The sequence below is a fragment of the Thauera sp. AutoDN2 genome (assembly GCF_051280715.1).
Classification (GTDB): Bacteria; Pseudomonadota; Gammaproteobacteria; order Burkholderiales; family Rhodocyclaceae; genus Thauera.
This window is the reverse complement of sequence record NZ_JBNCAR010000011.1, coordinates 33,132-59,232: the sequence shown is the minus strand read 5'-3', so window position 1 is coordinate 59,232 and position 26,101 is coordinate 33,132. Positions and strand designations below refer to the sequence as shown.

General features: G+C 64.8%; 21 protein-coding genes. 8 read left to right on the top strand and 13 right to left on the bottom strand.

The window, feature by feature from the left end:
* Positions 1 to 123: 123 nt before the first annotated feature.
* The 4 genes from glmM to ACPT9U_RS08570 form a co-directional block, all read right to left on the bottom strand.
* The gene (gene glmM / locus ACPT9U_RS08585) at positions 124 to 1,476 is read right to left on the bottom strand and encodes a phosphoglucosamine mutase (protein ID WP_435750603.1); all 1,353 of its coding nucleotides are present in this window, start codon (positions 1,474 to 1,476) and stop codon (positions 124 to 126) included.
* Positions 1,477 to 1,530: 54 nt separating this feature from the next.
* On the bottom strand, positions 1,531 to 2,361 hold the full coding sequence (folP, locus tag ACPT9U_RS08580; protein WP_435750602.1) for a dihydropteroate synthase: 831 nt from the start codon (positions 2,359 to 2,361) through the stop codon (positions 1,531 to 1,533).
* Positions 2,362 to 2,478: 117 nt separating this feature from the next.
* The gene (ftsH, locus tag ACPT9U_RS08575) at positions 2,479 to 4,371 is read right to left on the bottom strand and encodes an ATP-dependent zinc metalloprotease FtsH (RefSeq protein WP_435750601.1); all 1,893 of its coding nucleotides are present in this window, start codon (positions 4,369 to 4,371) and stop codon (positions 2,479 to 2,481) included.
* 122 nt (positions 4,372 to 4,493) lie between these two features.
* Positions 4,494 to 5,117, bottom strand: coding sequence for an RlmE family RNA methyltransferase (locus ACPT9U_RS08570; protein WP_435750600.1), 624 nt, complete (start codon positions 5,115 to 5,117; stop codon positions 4,494 to 4,496).
* A gap of 115 nt (positions 5,118 to 5,232) precedes the next feature.
* Here ACPT9U_RS08570 and yhbY point away from each other — a divergent pair, with 115 nt between their 5' ends.
* The gene (gene yhbY, locus ACPT9U_RS08565) at positions 5,233 to 5,694 is read left to right on the top strand and encodes a ribosome assembly RNA-binding protein YhbY (protein ID WP_435750599.1); all 462 of its coding nucleotides are present in this window, start codon (positions 5,233 to 5,235) and stop codon (positions 5,692 to 5,694) included.
* A 90-nt stretch (positions 5,695 to 5,784) separates the two neighbouring features.
* Here the strand turns inward: yhbY and greA are convergent, their stop codons facing one another.
* The 6 genes from greA to ACPT9U_RS08535 all read right to left on the bottom strand — a co-directional run bounded on the left by greA (position 5,785) and on the right by ACPT9U_RS08535 (position 14,723).
* Positions 5,785 to 6,261 (bottom strand): transcription elongation factor GreA, encoded by a 477-nt coding sequence (gene greA / locus ACPT9U_RS08560; protein ID WP_418362835.1) that lies wholly within the window; start codon positions 6,259 to 6,261, stop codon positions 5,785 to 5,787.
* The gene (gene carB, locus ACPT9U_RS08555) at positions 6,258 to 9,488 is read right to left on the bottom strand and encodes a carbamoyl-phosphate synthase large subunit (protein ID WP_435750598.1); all 3,231 of its coding nucleotides are present in this window, start codon (positions 9,486 to 9,488) and stop codon (positions 6,258 to 6,260) included. The genes greA and carB overlap by 4 nt, the downstream gene beginning before the upstream one ends.
* Before the next feature lie 85 nt (positions 9,489 to 9,573).
* Positions 9,574 to 10,716 (bottom strand): glutamine-hydrolyzing carbamoyl-phosphate synthase small subunit, encoded by a 1,143-nt coding sequence (gene carA, locus ACPT9U_RS08550; protein WP_418362837.1) that lies wholly within the window; start codon positions 10,714 to 10,716, stop codon positions 9,574 to 9,576.
* 159 nt (positions 10,717 to 10,875) lie between these two features.
* Positions 10,876 to 13,383 carry a response regulator gene (locus ACPT9U_RS08545; protein WP_435750597.1) on the bottom strand — a complete coding sequence of 836 codons (2,508 nt, stop codon included), beginning with the start codon at positions 13,381 to 13,383 and terminating at the stop codon, positions 10,876 to 10,878.
* Positions 13,384 to 13,397: 14 nt separating this feature from the next.
* A complete protein-coding gene (dapB, locus tag ACPT9U_RS08540; RefSeq protein WP_435750596.1) occupies positions 13,398 to 14,204 on the bottom strand; it encodes a 4-hydroxy-tetrahydrodipicolinate reductase in 807 nt (268 codons plus the stop codon).
* Positions 14,205 to 14,309: 105 nt separating this feature from the next.
* Positions 14,310 to 14,723, bottom strand: coding sequence for an outer membrane protein assembly factor BamE (locus ACPT9U_RS08535; RefSeq protein ID WP_435750595.1), 414 nt, complete (start codon positions 14,721 to 14,723; stop codon positions 14,310 to 14,312).
* A 178-nt stretch (positions 14,724 to 14,901) separates the two neighbouring features.
* Between ACPT9U_RS08535 and fur the strand changes: the two genes are divergently transcribed.
* Positions 14,902 to 15,339 (top strand): ferric iron uptake transcriptional regulator, encoded by a 438-nt coding sequence (gene fur / locus ACPT9U_RS08530; protein ID WP_418362841.1) that lies wholly within the window; start codon positions 14,902 to 14,904, stop codon positions 15,337 to 15,339.
* Between the two features lie 15 nt (positions 15,340 to 15,354).
* Here fur and recN read toward each other — a convergent pair whose 3' ends face one another.
* Both recN and ACPT9U_RS08520 read right to left on the bottom strand, forming a co-directional pair.
* Entirely contained in the window at positions 15,355 to 17,010 is a 1,656-nt protein-coding gene (gene recN / locus ACPT9U_RS08525; protein ID WP_435750594.1) for a DNA repair protein RecN, read from the bottom strand.
* Positions 17,011 to 17,100: 90 nt separating this feature from the next.
* On the bottom strand, positions 17,101 to 17,982 hold the full coding sequence (locus ACPT9U_RS08520; protein WP_418362843.1) for an NAD kinase: 882 nt from the start codon (positions 17,980 to 17,982) through the stop codon (positions 17,101 to 17,103).
* Between the two features lie 167 nt (positions 17,983 to 18,149).
* Between ACPT9U_RS08520 and hrcA the strand changes: the two genes are divergently transcribed.
* Together hrcA and hemH are read left to right on the top strand one after the other, a co-directional pair.
* Positions 18,150 to 19,178 (top strand): heat-inducible transcriptional repressor HrcA, encoded by a 1,029-nt coding sequence (gene hrcA / locus ACPT9U_RS08515; RefSeq protein WP_418362844.1) that lies wholly within the window; start codon positions 18,150 to 18,152, stop codon positions 19,176 to 19,178.
* A 52-nt stretch (positions 19,179 to 19,230) separates the two neighbouring features.
* On the top strand, positions 19,231 to 20,328 hold the full coding sequence (gene hemH / locus ACPT9U_RS08510) for a ferrochelatase (RefSeq protein WP_435750593.1): 1,098 nt from the start codon (positions 19,231 to 19,233) through the stop codon (positions 20,326 to 20,328).
* A 56-nt stretch (positions 20,329 to 20,384) separates the two neighbouring features.
* Here the strand turns inward: hemH and ACPT9U_RS08505 are convergent, their stop codons facing one another.
* A complete protein-coding gene (locus ACPT9U_RS08505; RefSeq protein ID WP_435750592.1) occupies positions 20,385 to 21,749 on the bottom strand; it encodes a protein kinase domain-containing protein in 1,365 nt (454 codons plus the stop codon).
* 143 nt (positions 21,750 to 21,892) lie between these two features.
* On the opposite strand from ACPT9U_RS08505, the gene ACPT9U_RS08500 reads away from it, so the two are divergent.
* The 4 genes from ACPT9U_RS08500 to chrA all read left to right on the top strand — a co-directional run bounded on the left by ACPT9U_RS08500 (position 21,893) and on the right by chrA (position 26,047).
* Positions 21,893 to 23,212: a TRZ/ATZ family hydrolase gene (locus ACPT9U_RS08500; protein ID WP_435750591.1), complete on the top strand. Its 1,320-nt coding sequence runs from the start codon at positions 21,893 to 21,895 to the stop codon at positions 23,210 to 23,212.
* Positions 23,213 to 23,311: 99 nt separating this feature from the next.
* The gene (locus tag ACPT9U_RS08495) at positions 23,312 to 24,010 is read left to right on the top strand and encodes an OmpA family protein (protein WP_435750590.1); all 699 of its coding nucleotides are present in this window, start codon (positions 23,312 to 23,314) and stop codon (positions 24,008 to 24,010) included.
* A 103-nt stretch (positions 24,011 to 24,113) separates the two neighbouring features.
* Complete coding sequence (ubiG, locus tag ACPT9U_RS08490; RefSeq protein ID WP_435750589.1) at positions 24,114 to 24,818, top strand: bifunctional 2-polyprenyl-6-hydroxyphenol methylase/3-demethylubiquinol 3-O-methyltransferase UbiG; 705 nt, start codon at positions 24,114 to 24,116, stop codon at positions 24,816 to 24,818.
* Between the two features lie 32 nt (positions 24,819 to 24,850).
* A complete protein-coding gene (gene chrA / locus ACPT9U_RS08485) occupies positions 24,851 to 26,047 on the top strand; it encodes a chromate efflux transporter (RefSeq protein WP_435750588.1) in 1,197 nt (398 codons plus the stop codon).
* The last annotated feature ends 54 nt before the right edge of the window (positions 26,048 to 26,101 follow it).

The following is a 26,101-nucleotide window of genomic DNA, read 5'->3' as shown; positions in this document are numbered from 1 at the left end:
GGTAGCAATGCATTGTTACAGCGACGTTTCATGTCATCGAAACAGAACGGAGGCCAGGAGCAAATGCCTGCTCGCGCTCCGACTGGGCGCAGCGCTGGATGCACTGCGCCTCTACTCCGGCCATCAACCGAAGGCATGCTCCACGGCGTCTGCGATCTCGCGCGCGAGTTGCTCGACGAGCATGCCGTCCTGACCCTCCACCATCACACGCAGCAAGGGCTCGGTGCCCGACGCGCGGAGCAGCACCCGCCCGCGCTCGCCCAGCATTGCCTCTGCGCGGCGCCTCGCGCTCGCGATGCCATCGTCAGCACCCCAGTCAAAACCGCTCGGCATACGCACATTGATCAGCCGCTGCGGATAGAAGACAAGGTCGCCGCAAGCCTCGGCGAGGGACACGCCGCGCTGCTTGAGCGCGGCGAGCACCTGCAGTGCAGAGACGATGCCATCACCGGTGGTGTGCTGGTCCAGGCAGATAATGTGACCCGAATTCTCGCCCCCCAGCTTCCAGCCACGCGCCTGAAGCATCTCGAGCACGTAGCGGTCGCCCACCTTCGCGCGAGCGAAGGGTGTACCCAAGCGCTTGATCGCATGCTCGAAACCCAGATTGCTCATCAGGGTGCCGACGACCCCATCGAGCCGCCCCTCGGCGTGCCGCGACCGTGCCACGACATAGAGCAGCTTGTCGCCATCGTAAATCTCGCCAGTCTGATCCACCATGACGATCCGGTCGGCGTCACCATCGAGCGCGATCCCCAGATCGGCACCCTGCGCAAGCACGGCCTTGCGCAGATTCTCGGGACGGGTCGCACCAACGCCGTCATTGATATTCAAGCCATTCGGCTCCGCCCCCACGGCGACCACCTCGGCGCCCAGTTCATGGAAGACCTTCGGGGCGATGTGATACGCCGCGCCATGCGCGCAATCGACCACGATGCGCATGCCGCGCAGGTCTAGCTCGTTCGGGAACGTGCTCTTGCAGAACTCGATGTAGCGTCCCGCCGCGTCCGCAATGCGACGCGCCTTGCCCAGCCTGGCCGACTCGGCGCAGCCGATGGGTTCTTCGATCCTAGCCTCGATCTCGGCTTCAATCGCGTCGGGCAGCTTGCTGCCGCTGGCGGAGAAGAACTTGATTCCGTTGTCGTAGAACGGATTGTGCGACGCCGAAATGACCACACCCGCCTGCAGGCGCAGTGCGCGCGTCAGGTACGCCACCGCCGGCGTGGGAATCGGCCCTGCGAGCATGACATCGACCCCGGCTGCCGCAAAACCGGCCTCGAGGGCCGCTTCGAGCATGTAGCCCGAGATGCGGGTGTCCTTGCCGATCAGGACTGCAGGGTGCTCTCCCGGGGGCAGTTGCTCCCGCGCCACCAGGGTCACACCCGCAGCATAGCCGAGCTTCATCACGAACTCGGGTGTGATCGGTGCCTCGCCCACTTTGCCACGAACCCCATCGGTACCGAAATACTTGCGTCCCATCCTCGCTCCGAAGACGTCAAAAGAGCTGAATTATGACACTCCGGGAGACGGGCTTCAGCACGGATTCTGCGTCGCTTTCCATACACGCAAAGCGTCGCGGGTCGCCGCAACGTCGTGCACGCGCACGATGCCCGCACCGTTCTGCACCGCGATCAGCGCGCCGGCAACGCTCGCGGCCAAGCGATCCTCCACCGGTCGTCCAGTGACGGCCCCGAGCATCGATTTTCTCGACAACCCCGCAAGCAAGGGAAGGCCACCCAGGGTAAGGCGGCCTAGATCGCGGAGCAGGGTGTAGTTGTGCGAGGTGTTCTTGCCGAAACCGAAGCCGGGGTCGAGCACGAGCCGCTCGCGTCCGACACCCGCCGCCACGAGGACGGCCACACGCTCGGCGAAAAACCGCGCGACCTCACTCACAACGTCCTCATAGCGCGGGTCCTGCTGCATGGTGCGGGGCTCCCCCTGCATGTGCATCAGGCACAGACCGGCCTCGCCCCCTGCCACGGCCTCCACCGCGCCGGGCGCACGGAAACCATTGATGTCGTTGATCATGTCCGCCCCGGCGTCCAGCGCCGCGCACATCACCGCGGGCTTGAGGGTGTCAACCGACAGCGGAACCCCCCATGCCCGCGCGGCCTGAAGGAAAGCCACGATGCGCTCGCGCTCCTGCGCCTCGGGTACCGGGTCTGAACCCGGGCGCGATGACTCCGCGCCGATGTCGAGCACGTCCGCACCCTCCTCCAGAGCCTGCTCCGCACGCACGAGCGCGGCGCGGGTGTCCGCACGAAGACCATCCCCCGAGAAGGAATCATCGGTGAGGTTGATGATCGCCATGATCTTCGGCTCCGCCAGATCGAGGCGGAAACGGCCACAGTGCAGGATGCTCAAGGGGTGAACTCCGGGCGGGCGCAAGCCAGGGGCGGCATGGCCTCGGGGGGCTTGAAAGGGAGAGGGCCGGTAAAACCGGCCCTCGAATCGGAATGTCCCAGTGAGGAACGAAGTAAATCAGGCCGCCGGAGCAGCGGCGTTAGGGGCCGCGCCCGGTGCATCGTCCTTCGGGCGCGCTGGCGGTACCGGCACCGGCTTGGGCGGGCGCGGCGGGCGACCATCCATGATGTCGTTTACCTGATCGGCGTCGATAGTCTCCCACTCGAGCAGCGCCTTGGTCATCGCCTCGACCTTGTCGCTGTTCTCCTCGATGAGCCGTCGGGCCAGACCGTATTGCTGGTCGATGATGCGACGGATTTCCCCGTCCACCTTCTGCATGGTCGCCTCGGACACGTTGCGATGGGTCGTCACCTGACGCCCGAGGAAGATCTCGCCTTCTTCTTCACCGTACACCATGGGGCCGAGGTTGTCCGACATGCCCCACTGCGTGACCATGCGGCGCGCAAGATCAGTCGCGCGGGCGAAGTCGTTGGACGCTCCGGTGGTCATCTGTTTCATGAAGATCTCTTCGGCAATGCGGCCACCGAAGAGCACGGCGATGGTCTGCAGCAGCCGCTCGCGATCCTGACTGTAGCGATCTTCGGTCGGCAGTTGCATGGTCACCCCCAGCGCGCGACCGCGCGGGATGATCGTGACCTTATGCACCGGATCGGTCTTGTCGAGCAGGCGTGCAACCACCGCATGGCCCGACTCGTGATAGGCGGTATTGCGGCGCTCCTCCTCGGGCATGACCACCGACCGGCGCTCCGCGCCCATCATGATCTTGTCCTTGGCGCGCTCGAAATCGTCCATATCGACCAGGCGCTTGTTGCCCCGCGCTGCGAACAGCGCCGCCTCGTTGACCAGGTTGGCGAGATCCGCGCCGGCAAAGCCCGGCGTACCACGCGCCAGCACCTGCGGGTCGACGTCGGGCGCGATTGGCACCTTGCGCATGTGCACCTTGAGGATCTGTTCGCGACCGCGGATGTCGGGCAGCGACACGACAACCTGACGATCGAAGCGCCCCGGGCGAAGCAGCGCGGGGTCGAGCACGTCAGGGCGGTTGGTCGCTGCGATGACGATAACACCTGTCTGACCCTCGAAGCCGTCCATCTCGACCAGCAACTGGTTCAGGGTCTGCTCACGCTCGTCGTTACCACCGCCCAGACCAGCACCGCGCTGGCGGCCGACCGCATCGATCTCGTCAATGAAGATGATGCAGGGCGCGTGCTTCTTGGCCTGCTCGAACATGTCGCGCACGCGCGCAGCACCCACGCCGACGAACATCTCGACGAAATCGGAGCCGGAAATCGAGAAGAATGGCACCTTCGCTTCGCCCGCAATGGCTTTTGCAAGCAGCGTCTTGCCGGTACCTGGCGAACCCACCATGAGCACGCCCTTCGGGATGCGTCCGCCGAGCTTCTGGAACTTGGACGGGTCACGCAGAAACTCGACAAGCTCAAAAACCTCTTCCTTGGCCTCGTCGCACCCCGCCACGTCAGCGAAGGTGATCGAATTGGCCGACTCGTCGAGCATGCGTGCCTTGCTCTTGCCGAAGGAGAACGCACCACCCTTGCCGCCGCCCTGCATCTGCCGCATGAAGAAGATCCACACGCCGATCAGCAGCAGCATCGGGAACCAGGACACGAATACGCTCGCGAGGAAGGACTGCTCCTCGTCGGGCTTCGAAGCCGTGATTTGGACACCATAGCGCATCAGATCGGACACCATCCAGATGTCCTGCACCCCAGGCGTAAACACGGTGATCGAGCGACCTTCCTGCGTCGTCGCCTTGACCACGCGCCCGTCGATCGTCGCGCGCGCGATCCGACCTGCCTTGGCTTCCTCCAGGAACTGGGAGTACTCCATGGTGGCGGCAGGCGTCTGACGCGTGTTGAACTGGTTGAATACGGTCATCAGCACCACGCCGATGACCATCCAGATCGCGAGATTTTTGAAGAGATTGTTCAAGGTTCTATTCCCCGAGAGCCTTTCTGGCCATGTACGCGACTGACCGATTCTAGTGGTGAATGTTCCCCCGGGCAAACCAATGAGCCGCATTGGCAGGCGCTATTGGGGACACCCGTTGCGATTCAGTTCCGCCTGAGGCCCTTCGCCAGCAGATAGACCTCCGCGCTGCGGTCGCGCGACGCCTTGGGCTTGCGCACCTGCACGCTGGAGAACGCCGCCTCCATCTGGCGCCGGAACTCCATGAAACCCTCGCCCTGGAACACCTTCACCACGAACTGGCCGCCAGGCTTGAGGTGTCGCGCTGCGAAATCCAGCGCCAGTTCGCAAAGGTGGATCGAACGGGCCTGATCGACCGTGGCCACCCCGCTCAGGTTGGGGGCCATGTCGGACATCACGAGGTCAACACGGGCGCCTTCCAGTCGCCGCTCGAGCTCTTCGAGCACCGCATCCTCGGAAAAATCCCCGAGCAGGAAATCCACGCCCGCAACGGCCTCCATCGGCAACAGGTCGAGTGCAAACACCTTTCCCTTCGGCCCACAGCGCTTGACCGCGACCTGGCACCAGGAGCCCGGCGCCGCCCCCAGGTCGACGACTACCGCGCCAGAGCGCAGCAGGTGATCGCGCTCGTCGATCTCGATCAGCTTGTATGCCGCGCGGGCGCGGTACCCCTCCGCCTGGGCTCGCTGCACCCACGGATCGTTCAAATGGTCGTGCACCCAGGCGCGACTCGTCTTGTTCTTCTTCATGCCTTCATCCGCTTATCCATATCGGGCCCACTCGTCCATGAAGGACCACCCACCCCCGCGCACAGAGTAGAATCCGCCTCCCAGGCATCCAGTATCCAGTATCCAGAGAACCTCAATGACCGAGCTCACCCCGGCCCAGCGCCGCGACCTGCGCGCCCGCGCCCACCACCTCAACCCCGTGGTCACGATTGCCGGCAACGGCCTCGCACCGAACGTCCTCGCCGAGATCGAGCGCTCGCTGCAAGCGCATGAGCTCATTAAGGTGAAAGTCCAGGGCACCGAGCGCGAGCAGCGTGACGCGCTGATGCAGGAGCTCTGCGCGACCCTGGATGCGGAGCCGGTGCAGCACATCGGCAACATCCTCATCGTCTGGCGTCAGCGCCGTGAGGAAGACAAGCCCGCAGCCGCACCCGAAAAGAAACCGGCGCGCGCGGCGACGGCCAAGTCCGCCGCTGCGTTCGCGGCCGCAGCGCGCCGCGCGGCACTGGCCAAGGCCAGCGCCGAATCCCGCCGCTCACCCGCCCGCAGCCCGGCACCGCGCACGCGGGGCACAAGCAGCGGCTCGCGGGGGCGCTGAAGCGCCTGGCTGACCCCAGCGAGCAGCAAAAAGAAGAGGCGGTGCAGCGCACCGCCTTTTTCGTTGCCGGTATCCGCCACGCGGCTGCGGTCAGATATAGCGGACGTCGATCACCTCGTACTCGCGCACACCGCCGGGGGCCTGCACCTCCGCGACGTCGCCCGCATACTTGCCGATCAGTGCTCGCGCGATCGGTGAGCTGATGGAGATCTTGTTCTCCTTGATGTCGGCCTCGTCGTCACCCACGATCTGGTAGGTAACGACCTGCCCGGAGTCGAGATCTTCGAGTTCGACCGTCGCGCCGAACACACAGCGTCCATCGGCGTCGAGCAACTGCGGGTCGATGATCTGGGCGGTAGCGAGCTTGGCCTCGACCTCCATGATCCGGCCTTCGATGAATCCCTGACGGTCCTTGGCGGCTTCGTATTCAGCGTTCTCCGACAGGTCGCCGTGAGAGCGCGCCTCCGCGATCGCAGCGATCACGTTGGGGCGCTCCACGGTCTTGAGGCGATGCAGCTCGGCGCGCAATTTCTCGGCGCCAGCAACGGTGAGCGGGGTTTTGTTCATGCTTTCTGCTTCAGTTCTTGGTGCAGTTCCTGCACCGAGTAGACCTCGAGGCCGCTGGCCAGATGGCGCATGCCCATGCATGCGGCGCGCGCACCTTCGATGGTCGTGAAGATGGAAACCTTGGCGGCAAGCGCACTGGTACGAATCGAGCGCGAGTCCGCAATCGCCTGACGCTTCTCCTCCACCGTGTTGATCACCAGCACCACTTCCTGGTTCTTGATGATGTCGACGATGTGCGGCCGCCCTTCATTGACCTTGTTGACCACGCTCACCGGAATGCCGGCACCTTCGATCACCGAGGCAGTACCGCGGGTCGCCACCAGCGAGAACCCAAGTTCGTGGAGTTCGCGCGCGACCTCGATCGCCACAGGGCGGTCACCCGGACGCACACTGATGAACACCGTGCCCGAGGTCGGCAGGCGCACGCCGGCACCCATCTGGCTCTTGACGAAGGCCTCGGCGAAGCTGCGACCTACGCCCATGACTTCGCCGGTGGACTTCATCTCGGGGCCGAGGATGGTATCCACGCCCGGGAACTTCACGAACGGGAACACCGCTTCCTTGACCGAGTAGTACGGCGGCACGACCTCGCCCGTCACGCCCTGCTCGGCCAGCGTCTGGCCGGCCATGCAGCGCGCGGCGATCTTGGCCAGCGGAAGCGAGCAGGCCTTCGACACAAAGGGCACCGTGCGCGAGGCACGCGGGTTCACCTCAAGCACATAGACCACCGCATTGTCGCCCTCGCCCTGGATCGCGAACTGCACGTTCATGAGGCCGACGACGTTGAGCGCCCGCGCCATCGCTTCGGTCTGACGGCGCAGTTCGTCCTGCAGCGCCGGCGTCAGCGTGTAGGGCGGCAGCGAGCAGGCGGAGTCGCCCGAGTGCACGCCGGCCTGCTCGATATGCTCCATGATGCCGCCGATCATCACCTGCTTGCCGTCGGACAGCGCGTCAACGTCCACCTCGGTGGCGTCGTTGAGGAAGCGGTCGAGCAGAACCGGCGACTCGTTGGACACCTTGACCGCCTCACGCATGTAGCGCTCGAGGTCCTTCTGCTCGTGCACGATCTCCATCGCGCGCCCACCGAGCACATAGGATGGACGCACCACCAGCGGGTAGCCGATCTCGGCGGCCAGGCGCACCGCCTCTTCCGGCGTGCGGGCGGTGCGGTTGGGCGGCTGCTTGAGGCCGAGGTCGTTCAGTAGCTTCTGGAAGCGCTCCCGGTCCTCAGCGGCGTCGATCATGTCCGGGCTGGTGCCGATGATCGGCACACCGTTGTCCGCAAGCGCCTGGGCACGCTTGAGCGGCGTCTGGCCGCCGAACTGCACGATCACGCCGACCGGCTTCTCGATGTGCACGATTTCGAGCAGATCCTCGAGCGTGATCGGCTCGAAGTACAGACGATCCGAAGTGTCGTAGTCGGTGGATACGGTTTCCGGGTTGCAGTTGACCATGATGGTCTCGTACCCGTCCTCGCGCAGCGCGAGTGCCGCGTGCACGCAGCAGTAGTCGAACTCGATGCCCTGGCCGATGCGGTTGGGACCACCGCCGAGCACCATGATCTTCTTGCGCTCGGTCGGCATCGCCTCGCACTCTTCCTCATAGGACGAGTAGAGATAGGCGGTCGAGGTGGCAAACTCGGCTGCGCAGGTGTCAACGCGCTTGAACACCGGGCGCACGCCCAACGCGTGGCGGTGCAGGCGCACGGCGGTCTCGTCGGTATTAAGCAGCTTGGCCAGGCGGCGGTCGGAGAAACCCTTCTTCTTCAGCTCGCGCAGTTCGGGCGCCTGCAGCGCCTTCAGCGAACGACCGGCGAGCGCCTTCTCGGACAGCACGATGTCCTCGATCTGGGCGAGGAACCACGGGTCGATCTTCGAGAGGTTGAAGACCTGTTCGAGGCTCATGCCCTCACGGAAGGCCTGGCCCACGTACCAGATGCGCTGCGCGCCCGGACTGGCGAGCTCGTGCTCGAGGTCCTCGCGGTCGGCTTCCACCTCATCCAGACCATATACGCCGACCTCCAGCCCGCGCAGGGCCTTCTGGAACGACTCCTGGAAGCTGCGACCCATCGCCATGACCTCGCCCACCGACTTCATCTGGGTGGTCAGGCGGTCGTTGGCCTGGGGGAACTTCTCGAACGCGAAGCGCGGGATTTTCGTGACGACATAGTCGATCGAGGGCTCGAACGAGGCCGGGGTGGCTCCGCCGGTGATTTCGTTCTTGAGCTCGTCCAGCGTGTATCCGACCGCGAGCTTGGCCGCGACCTTGGCGATCGGGAAGCCGGTGGCCTTGGAGGCCAGCGCAGACGAGCGCGACACACGTGGGTTCATCTCGATGACGATCATGCGACCGTCCTTGGGGTTGATCGCGAACTGTACGTTCGACCCCCCCGTATCCACCCCGATCTCGCGCAACACCGCGATCGAGGCGTTCCGCATGATCTGGTATTCCTTGTCGGTCAGCGTCTGCGACGGCGCGACGGTGATCGAGTCTCCGGTGTGCACGCCCATCGGATCGAGGTTCTCGATTGAGCACACGATGATGCAGTTGTCCGCCTTGTCGCGGACGACCTCCATCTCGTACTCCTTCCAGCCGAGCAGCGATTCCTCGATCAGCAGTTCGTTGGTCGGGCTCGCTTCCAGGCCGCGCTTGCAGATATCCTGGAACTCTTCCATGTTGTAGGCGATGCCACCGCCGGTTCCACCGAGCGTGAAGCTCGGGCGGATGATCACCGGGAAGCCGATGCCGCCCTGCACCTGCAGCGCCTCTTCCATGCTGTGGGCGATGCCCGAGCGCGCGGAACCGAGACCGATCTTGGTCATCGCATCCTTGAACTTGAGGCGATCCTCGGCCTTGTCGATCGCCTCTTCCGAGGCGCCGATGAGTTCCACGCCATACTTGGCAAGCACGCCGTGGCGGGCGAGGTCGAGCGCGCAGTTGAGCGCGGTCTGTCCGCCCATGGTCGGCAGCACCGCGTCGGGGCGCTCCTTCTCGATGATGCGCTCGACGACCTGCCAGGTAATCGGCTCGATGTAGGTGACATCGGCCGTCTCCGGATCGGTCATGATGGTCGCCGGGTTCGAGTTGACCAGGATGACCTTGTAACCTTCCTGCCGCAGGGCCTTGCAGGCCTGGGCACCCGAGTAGTCGAATTCGCAGGCCTGGCCGATGATGATGGGGCCTGCCCCGATGATCAGGATGCTCTTTATGTCTGTACGTTTCGGCATTGTCTTGCCTCGGTGATTCGTCGACGGCGCAAGGCGCGCACGTCCAAAACTGGGGGCGGCGGGCCTGCGCCCGCCGTTTGCCGGATTACTTGGCGGATTCCATCAGACCGATGAAGCGATCGAACAGGTACGCGACATCATGCGGACCGGGGCTCGCCTCGGGATGCCCCTGGAACGAGAAGGCCGGGGCGTCGGTACGGGCGATGCCCTGGTTCGAGCCGTCGAACAGAGACTGGTGGGTCACGCGAAGGTTCGCCGGCATGGAGGTGGGGTCGACCGCGAAGCCGTGGTTCTGGCTGGTGATCAGCACCTGACCGCTGTCTAGATCCTTGACCGGATGGTTCGCCCCGTGGTGGCCGAACTTCATCTTCATGGTCTTTGCACCCGAGGCAAGCGCCAGCAACTGGTGGCCGAGGCAGATGCCGAAGGTCGGCACGCGCGCCGCGATCAGTTCGCGGATCGCCTCGATGGCGTAGTCGCAGGGCTCAGGGTCGCCGGGGCCGTTGGACAGGAACACCCCATCGGGCTGCAGCGCCAGCACTTCGGCAGCAGGCGTCTGCGCCGGCACCACCGTCAGGCGGCAACCACGCTCGGCAAGCATGCGCAGGATGTTGTACTTCACACCAAAGTCATAGGCGACGACATGGAAACGACCATCCTCGCACTTGCCGTAGCCTTCGCCCAGCACCCACTCGGATTCGGCCCATGGATAACGCTCGCTCGCACTCACCACCTTGGCCAGGTCCATGCCGGCCAGCCCCGGGAAACTGCGGGCCTGGGCCACGGCAGCATCAGCGTTAAGGGTTTCGCCCTCGGCGGCGGTGACGATACAGCCCGCCTGCGCACCCTTCTCGCGCAGCACGCGCGTCAGGCGGCGGGTGTCGAGCCCGGCGATCGCGACGACGTTCTGCGCCCTGAGGTAGCTGTCGAGCCGCTCGGACATGCGGAAATTGGAAGCGAGGATGGGCAGGTCGCGGATCACGAGGCCGGCTGCCTGCACCCGGGTCGACTCGACGTCCTCGGTATTGACGCCGGTGTTGCCGATGTGCGGATAGGTCAGCGTGACGATCTGGCGGCAGTAGCTCGGGTCGGTCAGGATTTCCTGATAGCCCGTCATCGAGGTGTTGAACACCACTTCGCCGACCGTGCTGCCAACCGCGCCGATACCCTTGCCGTGGAAAACCGTTCCGTCGGCAAGCGCAAGAAGGGCGGACGGGAATGCACTCACGAAAAGCTCCTGGATTCAGCTGGAAGATTCAGGGGCGCGCAGCCTGCGCGCCCGATATGTACAAAAAGCGGGACGGGCCTCCGGGCCGATCCCGCTTAACAAACCCTTGAATTGTATATTTCCGGCCGCCTCAAGGCAAACTGGCAACAACGCCGCACGCTAGGGCGGAGCCTTGCCCAGCTCCCCCTGCAGCGCCTGCGCGAGCAGCCGCAACTCACCGATCAGCACCCTGGCCTGGTTGGCGGGCGCCTGTGCGTCACCGGCCCGCGCGAGCGTCTCCAACTCAAGCGCCGCATCTACCGCGCGCCGCGCGGCGAACAGCCCCACCGAGCCCTTGACCGAATGCGCGATCTGCGCGAGCCGCGCATAGTCCATGTCCGCTGCCGCCGCCTGCAGTTCGCCGATGATGTGATTATGATCGTCGAGAAACACAGTCACGAGCTGCTTCACCACGCCCTCGTCGCCACCGAACATCTCGCGCGCCTCGTCCAGACTGGCAATCTGCCGCCGATCATCGGCCCCAAGTTCGAGGAAGGTGATGTCGCTGGCCACCTCATCCGTCGCGCGCGGGGCCAGGACCCGCTCGATGGCGGCGAAAAGCGCCTTCGGCTGGATCGGCTTGGCCACGTAGTCGTCCATTCCGGCATCCAGGCAGCGCTGACGGTCACCCTCCATGGCATGGGCCGTCATTGCGACGATCGGGATCGGGCGCCAGTCGTCCTGCACCACCCAGCTGCGTCTCGCTTCGTGCGCACGAATGGCCTGCGTCGCCTCCATTCCGCCCATCACCGGCATCTGGACGTCCATCAGGATCAGGTCGAAGCGGCCCTCCTCGACCGCCTCCAGCGCCTGCTCGCCGTTATCGACCACCGTCACCTCATGACCGGCACGCTCGAGGATACGCTGCGCCACTGTCTGGTTGACCGGGTTGTCCTCGGCCACCAGGATCCTCAGGCGCGCTGTCTCGCACCCATCCGGGCTCGGCGGAAGCATGACGGGGTCGAGCATGAACGCAGCGCCATCTCCCCCTCCCGCCTGCGACGGTTCCTCCCCGGAGGCCTTCCCGGAACGTGCGAGTTCGAGCACCGACAGCAGATCCTCGGTCGCGAAAGGCTTCGCGAGCCTGTGCTGGATGCCGAGCTCGGCGCAGCGCACTGCCTCGTTGCGCTGTGCATGGCTGGCGAGCATCATGACGATGCGATCCACCCTCCGGTCCAGGTCCGCGAAGCGATGCGCAAGCGCCAAGCCACCCGGATCCGGCATATCCGCATCCAGCAGCAGGAAGTGATAGGGATCACGCCCGTCGCGGGCCGCGACGAGGGCTGCAAGCACGGCCTGCCCGTCCCCTGCATGCTCCGGGCGCAGGCCACAGCGCGCCAGGGTGCGACACAGATACGCGCCGAATGCTGCATTGGTCGCGCCTACCAGCACACGCGTTCCCGCGAGGCCCGGCGGCATGCTCTCTGCCCGTCCGGCAATCGGGCGCAACGGCAGTGTGAAGCTGAAGGTACTCCCCGCGCCGAGCCGGCTCTCGACCTCGACGCGCCCATGCATCAGCTCGACGAGTTGACGCGTGATCGCGAGGCCCAGCCCCGTACCGCCATACTTGCGCGTCGTGGAGGTGTCTGCCTGGGAAAATGCAGCAAAAATCGCCTCGAGCTTGTCCGCAGGAATGCCGCACCCCGTGTCGCGCACCGAGAACCTCAGCTGATCGATCTCCTCGCCGCGCTCGGCACGTTCCACGCGTACGCAGATCTCGCCCCGTTCGGTGAATTTCACTGCGTTGCCAATCAGGTTGACCAGTATCTGTCGCAGGCGTGTCGGATCACCCCGCAGCACCCGGGGGACGTCGGGATCGATGTCATGGAACAGTTCGATGCCCTTCTGTGAAGCACGCAACGCGAGCACCCTGCAGGTTTCCGCCACCACCGACGAGATCGAGAAGTCGATCTCCTCCACGCTCAGCTGCCCGGCCTCGATGCGCGAGAAATCCAGGATGTCGTTGATGATGGTGAGCAGTGCATCCGCCGACGATTTGACCGTAAGCAGGTATTCGCGCTGCTCGCCCACCATGCCGGAGTCGAGCAGGAGGTCCGTCATGCCGATGATGCCGTTCATCGGCGTGCGGATCTCGTGGCTCATGTTCGCCAGAAAGTCACCCTTTGCACGGCTGGCGGCTTCCGCCGCCTCCTTGGCCTCAAGCAGTTCAAGCTCGCGCTGCTTGCGCTGCGTGACGTCGCGGTAGGTACCTTCGACGAGTGTCCAGCGCCCCTCGAACGGTGCGCCCGCCGTACGCCCCCGCAGCTCGATCCAGCGCCAGCTGCCGTCACAGGCGCGGAAGCGCAACTCCACGATCAAATCGGGCACCTCCTCCTTCAACAGCGCCCGCAGTACCGCTTGGATTCGCTCTACGCCCCCTTCCTCGATCAGGTCGGACCATTCGATCGTTTCGGATGTTTCATAGCCAAGGCGGGCGCGCCAACGCGTGTCGGTCTGCACGACACCGCTCTCGAGATCCAGCTCCCAAACCCCGGCGCCGGTCGTATCGCACAGCAACTCCAGCTGCCGCCGCGCCCTCGCGCAGGCCTCGGTGAGCACCTCTTCGCCCGCTGCGGAGCTTGCCGACTGATCGGGCTCACGAGGGGAAGGGGGCGTTTCGCCGGACACGGCACGGACCTCGTTCAGCGCAGCCCGAGCACGTCCTGCATGTCGAACAAGCCACTGCTGCGACCGGCCAGAAAGCGCGCGGCGCGCATGGAGCCGAGCGCATAGGGCATCCGGCTGCCAGACTTGTGCGTGATCTCGATGCGTTCACCGATCCCCGCGAAGAGGACCGTGTGATCGCCGACGACGTCGCCGCCACGAATCGTGGAGAAACCAATCGTCTCGGAGCTGCGCTCGCCGGTATGGCCTTCGCGCCCATACACTGCGCAGCGATCGAGATCCCGACCGAGCTCGCGCGCCACCACCTCACCCATGCGCAACGCAGTGCCCGAAGGCGCATCGACCTTGAAGCGATGATGCGCTTCGATCACCTCTACGTCATAACCCTCGGACAGGATGCGGGCCGCCACCTCGAGCAGCCTGAACACGGCATTGACCCCAACGGCCATGTTGGGCGCGAACACGACGGGGATCTCCTGACCGGCTGCCGCAATTTCGGCCTTGCCCGCCTGGTCGAATCCGGTCGTACCGATCACCATTGCCTTACCCAGACGGCGAGCCAGCGCGAGATGGGTGAGCGTTCCCTCGGGGCGGGTGAAGTCGATCACACAGTCGGCTGCGCCAATCGCGCGCTCCGCATCGTCACCGATCGCCACACCGGTCATAACACCAGCCATCTCGCCCGCATCGCGGCCGATGAAAGGCGTACCCGGCCGATCGAAGGCGGCTGCCAGCACCACGCCTTCCTCCGCGAGCGCCGCCTCGATCAGCATGCGCCCCATTCGGCCGGATGCTCCGGCAATCGCGACTCGAATCTCCGACATCTTCATGTATTCCTGAACGACGCGACGCACCCGGCAGGCGCGCCGACGATGTGAACGGTTGCGAACCCGGGGGTTCCAAGGGACTGTTCCAAGCCGAACGCGCCCTCAGCGCGCCGTTGCGGCCGGCAGTTCGACCACACGACTGCGCACCGCGCCGGTTTCGCCGGACGCCTCCGCGCCACTGCCTGCCTCGACGTCACCTTCGATCCGCTCAAGCGCATCGCCTTCAAAGAACAGCGAGATCACACGCTGCTGCGCATCGGCATGCCCCGGGCGGTAGCGATAGACGTAATCCCACCGATCCTTGCGGAACATCCCCACCACCAGGGGTGTCCCGAGCACGTAACGCACTTGGTCGCGCGTCATGCCTCGCTGCAACTGGGATACCATTTCCTGGTCGACGTAATTGCCTTGCCGGACGTCGATGCGATAAGGATTGACGACCCCGACCAGGGAGTCGAAGGAGCAGCCTGCGAGCAGGCTGGTGGCGACGAGCGCGGCAGCGAAGTGGGAACGCATGTGGGTGTTCGGACCTGGTCGCGACGGAGTCGCTGTTCTCAGAAAGGGGTAAAAAATATAACATAGGCGCGTTCATAAGGCGCTGCTGCGCCCTCTCCCGGTCACCGCTTCGCCTCGCTGCCGTGGCCGCCCCCCGGCGAATACGCCCCCTTCAGGCCCTCATCACTTGCCCAGTCCAATGTCAGACAACTCCAAGAACCTGAAAAGCATCGGCCTCAAGGCGACCTATCCGCGCCTGAAGATCCTCGACCTCTTTCAGCATTCGGATCAGCGCCATCTGACCGCGGAGGACGTTTACCGCGCACTGATGAACGAAGGCATGGACATCGGCCTGGCGACGGTCTATCGCGTGCTGACCCAGTTCGAGCAGGCTGGACTGCTCGAGCGGCACTACTTCGAATCGGGCAAGGCCGTGTTCGAACTGAACGAGGGCGGGCATCACGACCACCTCGTGTGCATGCAGTGCGGCAAGGTCGAGGAATTCTTCGACGCGGAGATCGAGCGTCGGCAGAACAAGATCGCCGAAGAGCGCGGATTCAAGATCCGCGATCACGCACTCTACATTTACGCGGACTGCACGCGCGAGAACTGCCCCAACCTCGAGCGCGAGGACTGAGGCAGCCGCCCGCGCTCAGCGCGCACCGAGCAGTTCGGCGGCGTGCTGGCGCGTGGTGGCGGTAATGTGCACGCCGCCGAGCATACGCGCAATCTCCTCCACGCGCGCCTCGTGCGCAAGCGGGGAGACTTCGCTCAGCGTTTCGCCATCGTGGTCCCGCTTCGCGATTCGCCACTGCCAGTCGGCACAAGCGGCCACCTGCGGCAGGTGCGTCACGCACAGAACCTGACGCTCCCTGCCCAGGCGCGCCAGCAGTTTGCCAACGATCTCGGCGACCCTACCGCCGATACCCACATCCACCTCGTCGAAAATCAGCGTCGGCACTGCCGCGTCCCGGCTCGTCATCACCTGAATGGCAAGCCCGATGCGCGAGAGCTCGCCGCCGGACGCCACCTTCGCCAGGCTGCGCAATGCCTGCCCGGCGTTGGCAGCAACGCGGAACTCGACACCCTCCAGCCCGTTTGCCCCGGGCGGGCAGGCCTCGAGCGCGATCTCGAAGCGCCCGCCCGCCATCGCGAGGTCCTGCATCGCAGCGCTGATCTCTTCAGACAGCCTGCGCGCTGCCGGCGCGCGCTGGAGCGACAGCGCACGTGCTGCTTCCATGTAGTGCTGCTCGGCCTCACGCGCGGCTGCGGCCAGGCGCTGCGGATCGGCAGTGGCCTCGAGTGTAGCCAGCCGCGTGCGCCACTGATCGGCAAGCTCGGGAAGCGCCTCCGGCGCCACGCGGTGCTTGCGCGCCATGTCCATGACGGCGGCGATGCGGCGTTCCACCTCTGCCAGCCGTGCGGGGTCCAGGTCCAGCCGGTCGTGGTAACGACGCAAGGCGTGCAGGGCTTCGTCCGCCTGAATCGCCGCAGCACCGAGTAACTCGCGCACGTCGGCCAACCCGGGGTCGAACTCGCACAGCCCGCTGATGCGCGCATCCAGATGCCGGAGCATCGAACAGACCGCCGCGTCGCCTTCCCCAAGCACGGCCAGTGTTTCCTCGGCGCCTTCCAAAATGCTTGCAGCATGGGCAAGACGTCCATGCTCGGCTTCCAGCGCGAGCCATTCCTCGACATCGAAGCCAAGCTCTTCCAACTCGCCAAGTTGCCAGCCAAGCAGTTCGCGCTCCTTGGCCGAGCTGGCCGAATCCACCTCGGCCTCCCGCTGCAGACGCAGCATTCGCTGCCATTCACGATGCCTATCCGCCACCTCCGCCGCGAGGCCAAGCGCTCCAGCCTGGGCGTCCAGCAGCGCGCGCTGCGCCTCGCCACGCAACAAAGCGTGGTGCGCATGCTGTCCGTGAATATCGGCCAGCCACTCCCCCGCGCTGCGCAGTTGCGTAAGCGTTACAGCGCTGCCATTGATCCAGGCCCGGCTGCGTCCGCCGGCGTCGATGGTCCGGCGCAGGATCGCGCAATCCTCTTCAACACCCAAGCCCTGCTCCACCAGCCAGGCACGAAGCCCGCCCTCGACCGGCAGATCGAACTCGGCGACCACCTCGGCGCGCTCGCGCCCCTGACGCACTGCGGCGGCATCCCCGCGGCCACCGAGCGCAAGACCAAGCGCATCGAGCAGGATGGATTTGCCTGCCCCGGTTTCGCCGGTCAGGGCGCCAAAGCCCGGCTCGAATTCCAGATCGAGCCGGTCGACGATGACAAAATCACGAATGGTCAGGCTGCGCAGCATCGTAGCGAGGCAAATCAAAGGAAAAGCGGGTTTCGAAACGGAAGAAAAGCGAGCAGCGCAAGAGCGCGTTCGTTTGCACCAGCGACCGGATCAGTTCCGCGGCGCGGCGCTCCAGTGAAGCTTCTCGCGCAGCATGTCGAAGTAGCTGTAGCCCTTCGGGTGCAGCAGACGCAGCGTGTGCACAGAACGCTTGAGCCGCACGCAGTCTCCCGCACGCAGGTCGAAGCGTGTCTGGCCGTCGAAATGCACGCGCGCATCCTGCAGGGGCAGCATGGCGATGTCGATGCAGCAACTGTCGGGCAACGTGATCGGACGCGCCGTAAGCGCATGCGGACACAGCGGCACCAGGGCGATCCCGCCCACACTCGGGTGCAGGATCGGGCCATTGGCGGAGAGCGCGTAGGCGGTCGAGCCGGTCGGCGTGGACACGATCATGCCGTCCGAGCGTTGCGTGTAGACGAATTCCCCATCGATGGAGAGGTCGAATTCGATCATGCGCCCCAGATCGCCCTTGTTGACCACCACGTCGTTGAGCGCGAGCGTATGGAACACACGTTCCCCACCTCGCAGCACCTCCGCATCGAGCATGAAACGATGCTCTTCCGTGTAATGGCCATCCAGCATCTCGCCCAGGCGCTCGCTGGCATGGCTGCGCGAAATGTCGGTCAGAAAACCCAGCCGGCCCAGATTGACCCCGACCAGGGGTACGCCATGATCGACGAGCCGGCGCGCACTATGCAGCATGCTTCCATCTCCGCCGACAACGACGGCGAGGTCGGCGCTCACACCGATGTATTCGTAGCTCGCCACCGGAAAATCGTGCACGCCACCGATCGAACTCGCGGTGCCCTGCTCGATCAATACGGTGAGGCCACGATCACGCAGATAGCGCGCGACCGAGAGCACCGACTCGGCCACGTCGGTACTCTGGTACTTGCCGATGAGGGCAATCGTGCGGAAGTTCGTGCTCATGGACCTGGATTAAACCACAATGCCCAGCCCTCGGGCATGACGCCAAAGAGTTCCGGAGAAGCCGAAGGAGAGAAGCTTTGCGGATCGCGCGATCCGGCCAATGTAGCCCGGCCAACTGGCCTGCGAAGGGACGCTTCCGTAGAATCCGGGCTATATTCCCGACTGCCATGAATTCCATCGACACCCGCTCCCAGATCCTGCTCAAGACCCTGATCGAACGCTACATCGCCGATGGGCAGCCGGTTGGTTCGCGCGCACTGTCGCGCTTTTCCGGACTGGAGCTGTCACCCGCCACGGTGCGCAATGTGATGAGCGACCTTGAGGAGATGGGCTTCATTGCAAGCCCGCACACTTCGGCAGGGCGCATTCCGACGGCGCGGGGCTACCGCTTCTTCGTGGATACCCTGCTCACCGTGCAGCCACTCGGCAGCGAGCGTGTACGCGCACTGAAGGGGCAACTGCCGCCCGATCAGCCGCAACGCCTGATCAGTTCTGCCTCACATCTGCTCTCGGATCTCACCCGCTTCGCGGGGGTGGTCGTCGCGCCGCGCAAGGAAGCGGTGCGCATCCGCCAGTTCGAGTTCATCAGCCTCGCCGAAAACCGGATCCTGCTTATCATCGTCACCACCGGTGGCGACGTGCAGAACCGTCTGCTCCTCACCCGCCGCGGCTATAGCTCCGCCGAACTTGGGGCCACCACGCAGTACCTGAACGAACACTACGCCGGCTTGTCCTTCGACGAGATCCGCATCCGACTCAAGGATGAACTCCGACAGCTGCGCAGCGACATGACCGAGCTGATGAGCGCAACGGTGGACGCAGGCGCGCAGGCGGCCGAGGACAACGCGTCGAACTACGTGATTTCGGGCGAAACCAACCTGCTCGACATCGACGACCTGTCCTCGAACATGTCGCGCCTGCGCGAGCTGTTCAAGCTTTTCGAACAGCGTACCGGCCTGATGCAGTTGCTCGACCTGTCGAACCGGGCCGAAGGCGTGCAGATCTTCATCGGTGGCGAATCCGGCCTGGAGCCCCTGGACGGCTGCAGCGTCATCACTGCCCCGTACGAGGTGGATGGTCAGGTCGTGGGCTCCCTGGGCGTGATCGGCCCGACACGCATGGCCTACGACCGCGTGATCCCGATCGTCGACATCACCGCTCGCCTGCTCTCCAACGCGCTGTCCGCCCGCAACTGAGGGCGGACCCACACCACTGGCCGCGACAACAGAAAGAACGACAAGGAATCCGATGTCCCGTTACTGGAAAGAACCGCCTTTCAAACACGACGATACGCCCCGTACCGGCGTGCTGCTCGTCAACCTGGGCAGCCCCGAGGCACCCACCGCGGCCGCGCTGCGCCCCTACCTCAAGCAGTTCCTGTCCGATCCACGCGTGGTAGAGATTCCACGCCCGATCTGGTGGCTGATCCTCAACGGCATCATCCTCAACACCCGCCCCAAGGCCTCGGCCGCAAAATACGCCACCATCTGGACCGACGAAGGCTCCCCCCTGAAGGTGCACACCGAGCGCCAGACCAAGCTGCTCGCCGGATATCTCGCGAAAGCCGGCCACGGGGAACTCGACGTCGCGTATGCGATGCGATATGGAACGCCCTCGATCGAGGACACCCTCAATGCCATGCGCGCACGCGGCTGCACCCGCATCCTCGTGCTACCGCTCTACCCGCAGTATTCGGCAAGCACCTCCGCCACCGTCGTGGATGAGGTGGGACGCTGCATGGCACGCTGGCGCAATCAGCCCGAAGTCCGCTTCGTACGCAACTTCCACGACCATCCGGGCTACATCGCGGCGCTGGTGCAGAGCGTGCGCGACCACTGGGCCGCGAACGGCGAACCCGATCGCCTGTTGCTCAGCTTCCATGGTGTGCCGCGGCGCTCGCTCGATCTGGGTGACCCCTATCATTGCGAATGCCACAAGACCGGCCGGCTGGTGGCGGAAGGGCTTGGCCTCGCGCCGGAGAAGGTGCTGGTGACCTTTCAGTCGCGCTTCGGCAAGGCCGAATGGCTCCAACCCTACACGCAGCCCACGCTCGAGGCGCTCGCGGCACAGGGGGTGGGCCGCGTCGACGTGATGTGCCCAGGCTTCGTCTCGGACTGTCTCGAGACCCTGGAGGAAATTGGCATGGAGTGCAGGGAGGCGTTCCTGGAGAAAGGCGGCAAGGCCTTCCACTACATCCCCTGCCTGAATGAGCGCCACGAATGGATGCAGGCACTCACCGAGCTCACGTGCGCGCACCTGGGCAACTGGCTCGCGCTGGCGCCTTCGACACCCGAAGCGCGCAAGACCAGCCTCGAACGCGCACGCAAACTAGGCGCAGCTCAATAGGGCATGTGCCGGGGGAGGCGACCATCCCCCACGGAGGATCCACCGGAGGATGGCGTTCAGGGGTCGAGCAGTTGCAGGTCATGGCTCACAGGCGCAGATCGCTGCGCCCGCACAGCCTCGGGCGCCTCCTCGGCAAGTTGAGCAGAAAGCGACGCGAGCCTGCGCACCACGGCGGTGGCGACTTGGCGCTTGAAGCGCTCCTGTACCTCATCGGTAGCCAGCGCAAGCGCCGCCGGATTGACCTCCAGGTAACTCAGCGGCTCGAGCGACACAACCGTGAGCATGTGACGATGCTCGAGCTGGTCCAGCCAGGCCTGCACACCGAACACCTCGCCCGGGCCGAGCTCCATGACCCGCTTGCCGTTCCTAGAGAGTTCGACCCGCCCCGCAAGCACGATACCGAACCGCTGGTCGGTATCGCCTTCGCGCATCAAGGCCACCTCCTGCTCCACCTTGCGCCACGAGCAGATGCGCAGCACCTCCCATAGGTCCACATCCTCGAACTCTGTAAAGAAGGCCATGCGGCGCAACTGAGTGAAACGCGCCGAATCCGGCGGCACGTAACTCTCGTCCAGGATGCGGTAGCGAACCGCTGCCAGATCCTTAGCAAACTCCGCGCCATTGCGGTAACGCGAGTACAGGTCCTTTTCCAGCGCCTTGCGGATCACCGCGTCCATCTGCTCGGGCACGTCCGGGTTCAGCTGCGAGACCGAGGGCGGATCGGCGTTGATGATCTTGTAGACGAGCTGCGCCGGATTGCTGGCGCGGAATGGCAGCCGCCCTGTGAGCATGTGGAACAGCACGACACCAAGCGAATAGAGATCGGTCTTCTGGTTGAGCGGGTAGCCCTTGATCTGTTCCGGGCTCATGTAGGCGGGCGAACCGACCCCCATGATGAAGGTAGAGTCGGTATCGAGCTTCTTGTTGATGTTGAGCGCCAGACCGAAGTCGGTAATTTTTACATTGTCGCGCTCATCCACCAGGATGTTCGCCGGCTTGATGTCGCGATGAACGACCCCCTGCCGATAGGCGTGATCCAGCGCCATGCAACACTTGAACACGATCGCGATCGTGCGATGGATGGGCAGCAGGTTCTCGAACCCGCAAAAGCGCTCGAGCGATTCACCCGGAAAATACTCCATCACCACATAGGCCTGCTCGGCATCGACCGAAGCATCGAAGATACGGATGATATTCGGGTGATCAAGGCGCCCGGACACCGCCTGCTCCGCCCGAAGCAGCTTGATCAGGCGCCGGCTCCATTTGGCCTCGTCGCGGCCGCGGTCGCCGAAGCGCACATGCTTGAGCGCCACGGGCGTAGGGTAATCGTCGCATTCGGCGAGATAGACCACCGCCGTTGCACCACGGCCGATTTCCCTGATGATCCTGTACTTCCCGATCCGGTCCGGAGTCGCGTTCATTTTCATTCCGTGGAGGCAGGCGCTCCACTACGCAGCGCTGGAAAACAGTGCAATTCTTGCACGAACCGGCCTGCACGAGGCAATGTAATGCCCCCGGCCTGCATTACCCTTGCCCGCCCCCCTTACCCGACGGAGACGAGAACTTGAACGAGCCCGCCGACCTGGTCATCAACACACGCTGGATCGCCCCGGTTGCACCCGTCAACACTGTCCTCGAGAACCACGCAGTGGCCGTTCGGGATGGACGCATCGTGGGTGTGATGCCTCAGGCCGAAGCACACCGGCACTATCGAGCCGAACGTGAGGTGAGCCTGCCCACCCATCTGCTCATCCCCGGCATGGTGAATCTTCATGCGCACGCAGCAATGAACCTCATGCGCGGCATCGCCGACGACCTGCCGCTGATGCGCTGGCTGCAGGAAGCCATCTGGCCCACCGAGGCCCGCCACGTAAGCCCGGCATTCGTCCGCGACGGCACGCGTCTTGCGGCCGCCGAGATGCTGCGCGGTGGCGTTACCACCTGCAACGACATGTATTTTCACCCCGAGGCCGCTGCAGAGGCCTTCGCCGAGATGGGCATGCGCGCGGTCGTCGGCATGGTCATGCTCGAGTTCCCCACGCCCTACGCCAGCGACGCCGACGACTACCTGCGCAAAGGTCTTGCTTCGCGCGACCGCTGGTCCGCGCACCCCCTGATTCAGTTCTCGGTCGCGCCCCATGCACCGTACACCGTTTCGGACGCCAGCTTCGCGCGTGCGCTGGCCATTGCCGAGGAACTCGACCTCGCCATTCATATCCATGTGCACGAAACCAGCCAGGAGATCGCTGACTCGCTCGCCGCCCACGGCTGCCGCCCACTTGCTCGTCTGGCGCGGCTCGGCGCGCTCGGCCAGAACACGATCGCGGTGCACGCAGTGCATCTCGACGAGACCGATCTGGAGCTTCTCCAACGCCACGGCTGCAGCGTGGCACACTGCCCCACCTCGAACATGAAGCTCGGTAGCGGCATCCCCGATATATCGCGAATGCTCGCTGCAGGCCTGCGCGTGGGATTGGGCACAGACGGCGCCGCAAGCAACAACCGCCTCGACATGTTCCACGAAATGCGTCACGCAGCCTTGCTCGCCAAGGCCGCCTCCCGTGACCCAACAGTCGTGCCTGCTCAGACCGCCCTGCGCATGGCGACACTGGACGGCGCAAGCGCACTGGGAATGGCCGACCGGATCGGCTCGATCGAGGTCGGCAAGCTGGCCGACCTGTGCGCAGTCGATCTCGGTGCAGTGGATTGCCAACCGTGTTTCGACCCCGTCTCACACCTTGTCCATGTCGCGGGTCGCGAGCATGTTTCGCACGTCTGGGTAAATGGGGAAACCCGCGTGGACAAAGGCGCTGCGCTGTTGCATATTAACGACAGCGAATTGCTCCGCCTTTCATCCGTGTGGCAAACTAAGCTCAGTAATTGAAGTGGATATACTGAGTCTTTCGTACGCGAAGACGGTAGTCCGGCTGTCTTCATCCCTTTCAATGGCATTACCGGCGACTCGCCCATCAAAGAGGAAACCATGATCAAACAAACCAAGAAGCAGATGTTCATGCTGGCAGCCATCGCCTCGATTGGCCTGTCCGCTCCGAGCGCCTTTGCGCAGGTAAACGACGTCGTCGTGTCGGGCGCCGGCGAAATCCCTTACGTCATCGACGCGCGCAACGTCGTCGCCCGCAGCGGTACCGGCCTGTGCTGGCGCACCGGCTACTGGAGCCCGGCTGCCGCTTCGACCGCCCTGGCCGGTGAGTTCCCGGTCGGCTGCGCGTGCGATGCCGACATCGTCCCGGCCGACAAGTGCACCGCCCCGGTCGCTGCTGCTGCCCCGGCTCCGAAGCCCACCGCCGACAAGGTGAAACTGGCCGCCGACGCCCTGTTCGACTTCGACAAGGCCACCCTGAAGCCGGAAGGCCAGGCCAAGCTCAACGAACTGGCTGCGCAGGCCAAGTCCCTGAAGCTGGAAGTCATCCTCGCCGTCGGCCACACCGACCGCATCGGCTCGGAAGCCTACAACCAGCGACTGTCCGAGCGCCGTGCCGCCGCCGTCAAGACCTACCTGGTCTCGCAGGGTGTCGACGCCAACCGCATCTACACCGAAGGCAAGGGCGAAGCCCAGCCGGTGACCGGCAACCAGTGCGACAAGGTCCGTGGCCGCGCCGCGCTGATCTCCTGCCTGCAGCCGGATCGTCGCGTCGAAGTGGAAGTCATCGGCTCCAAGTAATTCCGGAACCGCATGCGCGAAAGCCCTGCCTCGGCGGGGCTTTTTCATTTCTGCCGGGCGTCCCGCGCTCCCGGCGTCCCGCCATCAAGGACCATCGACCCTCATGAACACCCTGAACGCCGATCCCGCCGAACTGCAGAAATTCAGCGAACTCGCCCACCGGTGGTGGGACCCCGCATCCGAGTTCAAGCCCCTGCACGAGATCAACCCGCTCCGCTTGGGGTGGATCGACGGCAAGGCCGGACTGGCGGGCAAGAAGGTGCTCGATGTCGGCTGCGGCGGCGGGATCCTCTCCGAGGGGATGGCTGCGCTCGGCGCTGAGGTGACCGGCATCGACCTGTCGGAAAAGGCACTCAGCGTGGCGCGGTTGCACCTGTTCGAAAGCGGCCACAAGGTGGAGTACCGGCTGATCAGCGCAGAGCAGCACGCCGCGGACGACCCGCAGCACTACGATGTGGTGACCTGCATGGAGATGCTGGAGCACGTCCCGAACCCCGCAAGCACCATCGCTGCCTGCGCCGCCCTGGTGAAGCCTGGCGGACACGTCTTTCTGTCCACGCTCAATCGCAACCTCAAGTCCTACGTCTTCGCGATCATCGGCGCAGAGTACGTGCTCAAGCTGCTCCCCGCCGGGACGCACGAGTACGCGAAGTTCCTCAAGCCCTCCGAACTGACACGGCATTGTCGCCAAGCCCGGCTTGAGGTGCGCGACATCATCGGTCTGGCCTACAACCCGCTGAGCCGCGTCTACAGCCTTGGGCCAGACACCGACGTGAACTACATGGTGCACACGCAGAGCCTGAGTTGAGCGCCCGACCGACCGCAGATACAGGATCGTAGATGGCACAACCCCAGGATTCATTCAGGACCATCTTCCTCGCCTTTCTGCGCCTCGGACTCACATCCTTTGGCGGACCGGTGGCGCATCTGGGCTATTTTCACGCCGAGTTCGTAACCCGGCGTGCATGGCTCACCGAGCGAGGCTATGCAGACCTCGTCGCGCTGTGCCAGTTCCTGCCGGGCCCTGCGAGCAGCCAGATCGGCATGGGAGTCGGCTATGCGCGCGCCGGACTCCCGGGCGCGCTGGCGGCGTGGCTCGGTTTCACGCTCCCCTCTGCGGTCGCGATGATCCTGCTTGCACTCGGCATGCAGCACTGGGGATCGATGCCGGACGGCGTGCTGCACGGACTGAAGGTGGTGGCGGTCGCGGTGGTCGCACAAGCGGTGTGGGGCATGATGCAAAAACTCTGCCCCCAAGTGCCGCACAAACTCCTAATGGCTGGCGCCACGCTGTTCCTGCTTGCTTTGCCATCGGCATGGAGTCAGATCGCTGTCATCCTTGCGGGTGCGCTGATCGGTCGCCGCTTGTTCGCCGGACAGGCCAACCCCGCACACTCGCCACCCATCGCGCAGATGAGCCGGAGGGTCGCTCTTGGCCTGCTGCTCGGCTTCGCCGTGCTGCTCGCAGGCCTTCCGGTGTTGGCCGCATCGTTCGAGAATGCCACCTTGGCGATGGTGGATGTGTTCTATCGCAGCGGCGCCCTGGTATTCGGTGGCGGCCACGTCATGCTGCCCTTGCTGCAGGCCGAGGTCGTCCCGCCCGGCTGGGTGGACAACGACACCTTCCTCGCCGGGTATGGCGCTGCACAGGCGGTGCCCGGACCACTCTTCACCTTCGCGGCCTTTCTTGGCGCATCCGCCGACGGGCCGGTCGACGGCTGGGCGGGCGGCATGCTCGCCCTGGTGGCGATCTTCGTGCCAGCCTTTCTGCTCGTCCTTGGCGCCCTGCCCTTCTGGGACCGGCTACGTTCCAGCACGGCAGCACGCGCCAGTCTCGTCGGCGTCAACGCTGCGGTCGTCGGCCTGCTGCTCGCTGCACTCTACGACCCGGTATGGAGAAGCGCGATCCACGCGCCCGCTGACCTGATTCTCGCCGCACTCGCCCTGCTCGCCTTGATGCGATTCAAGGCACCGCCCTGGGCGGTCGTTGTGCTCACTGCACTGCTCGGCGGGCTGCTGCAGGCGTGGGCCACCTGAACGCGAGGCGGCCGCGATCACCGATCCCTCTTGCAACCGCATCCCATGGCCCGA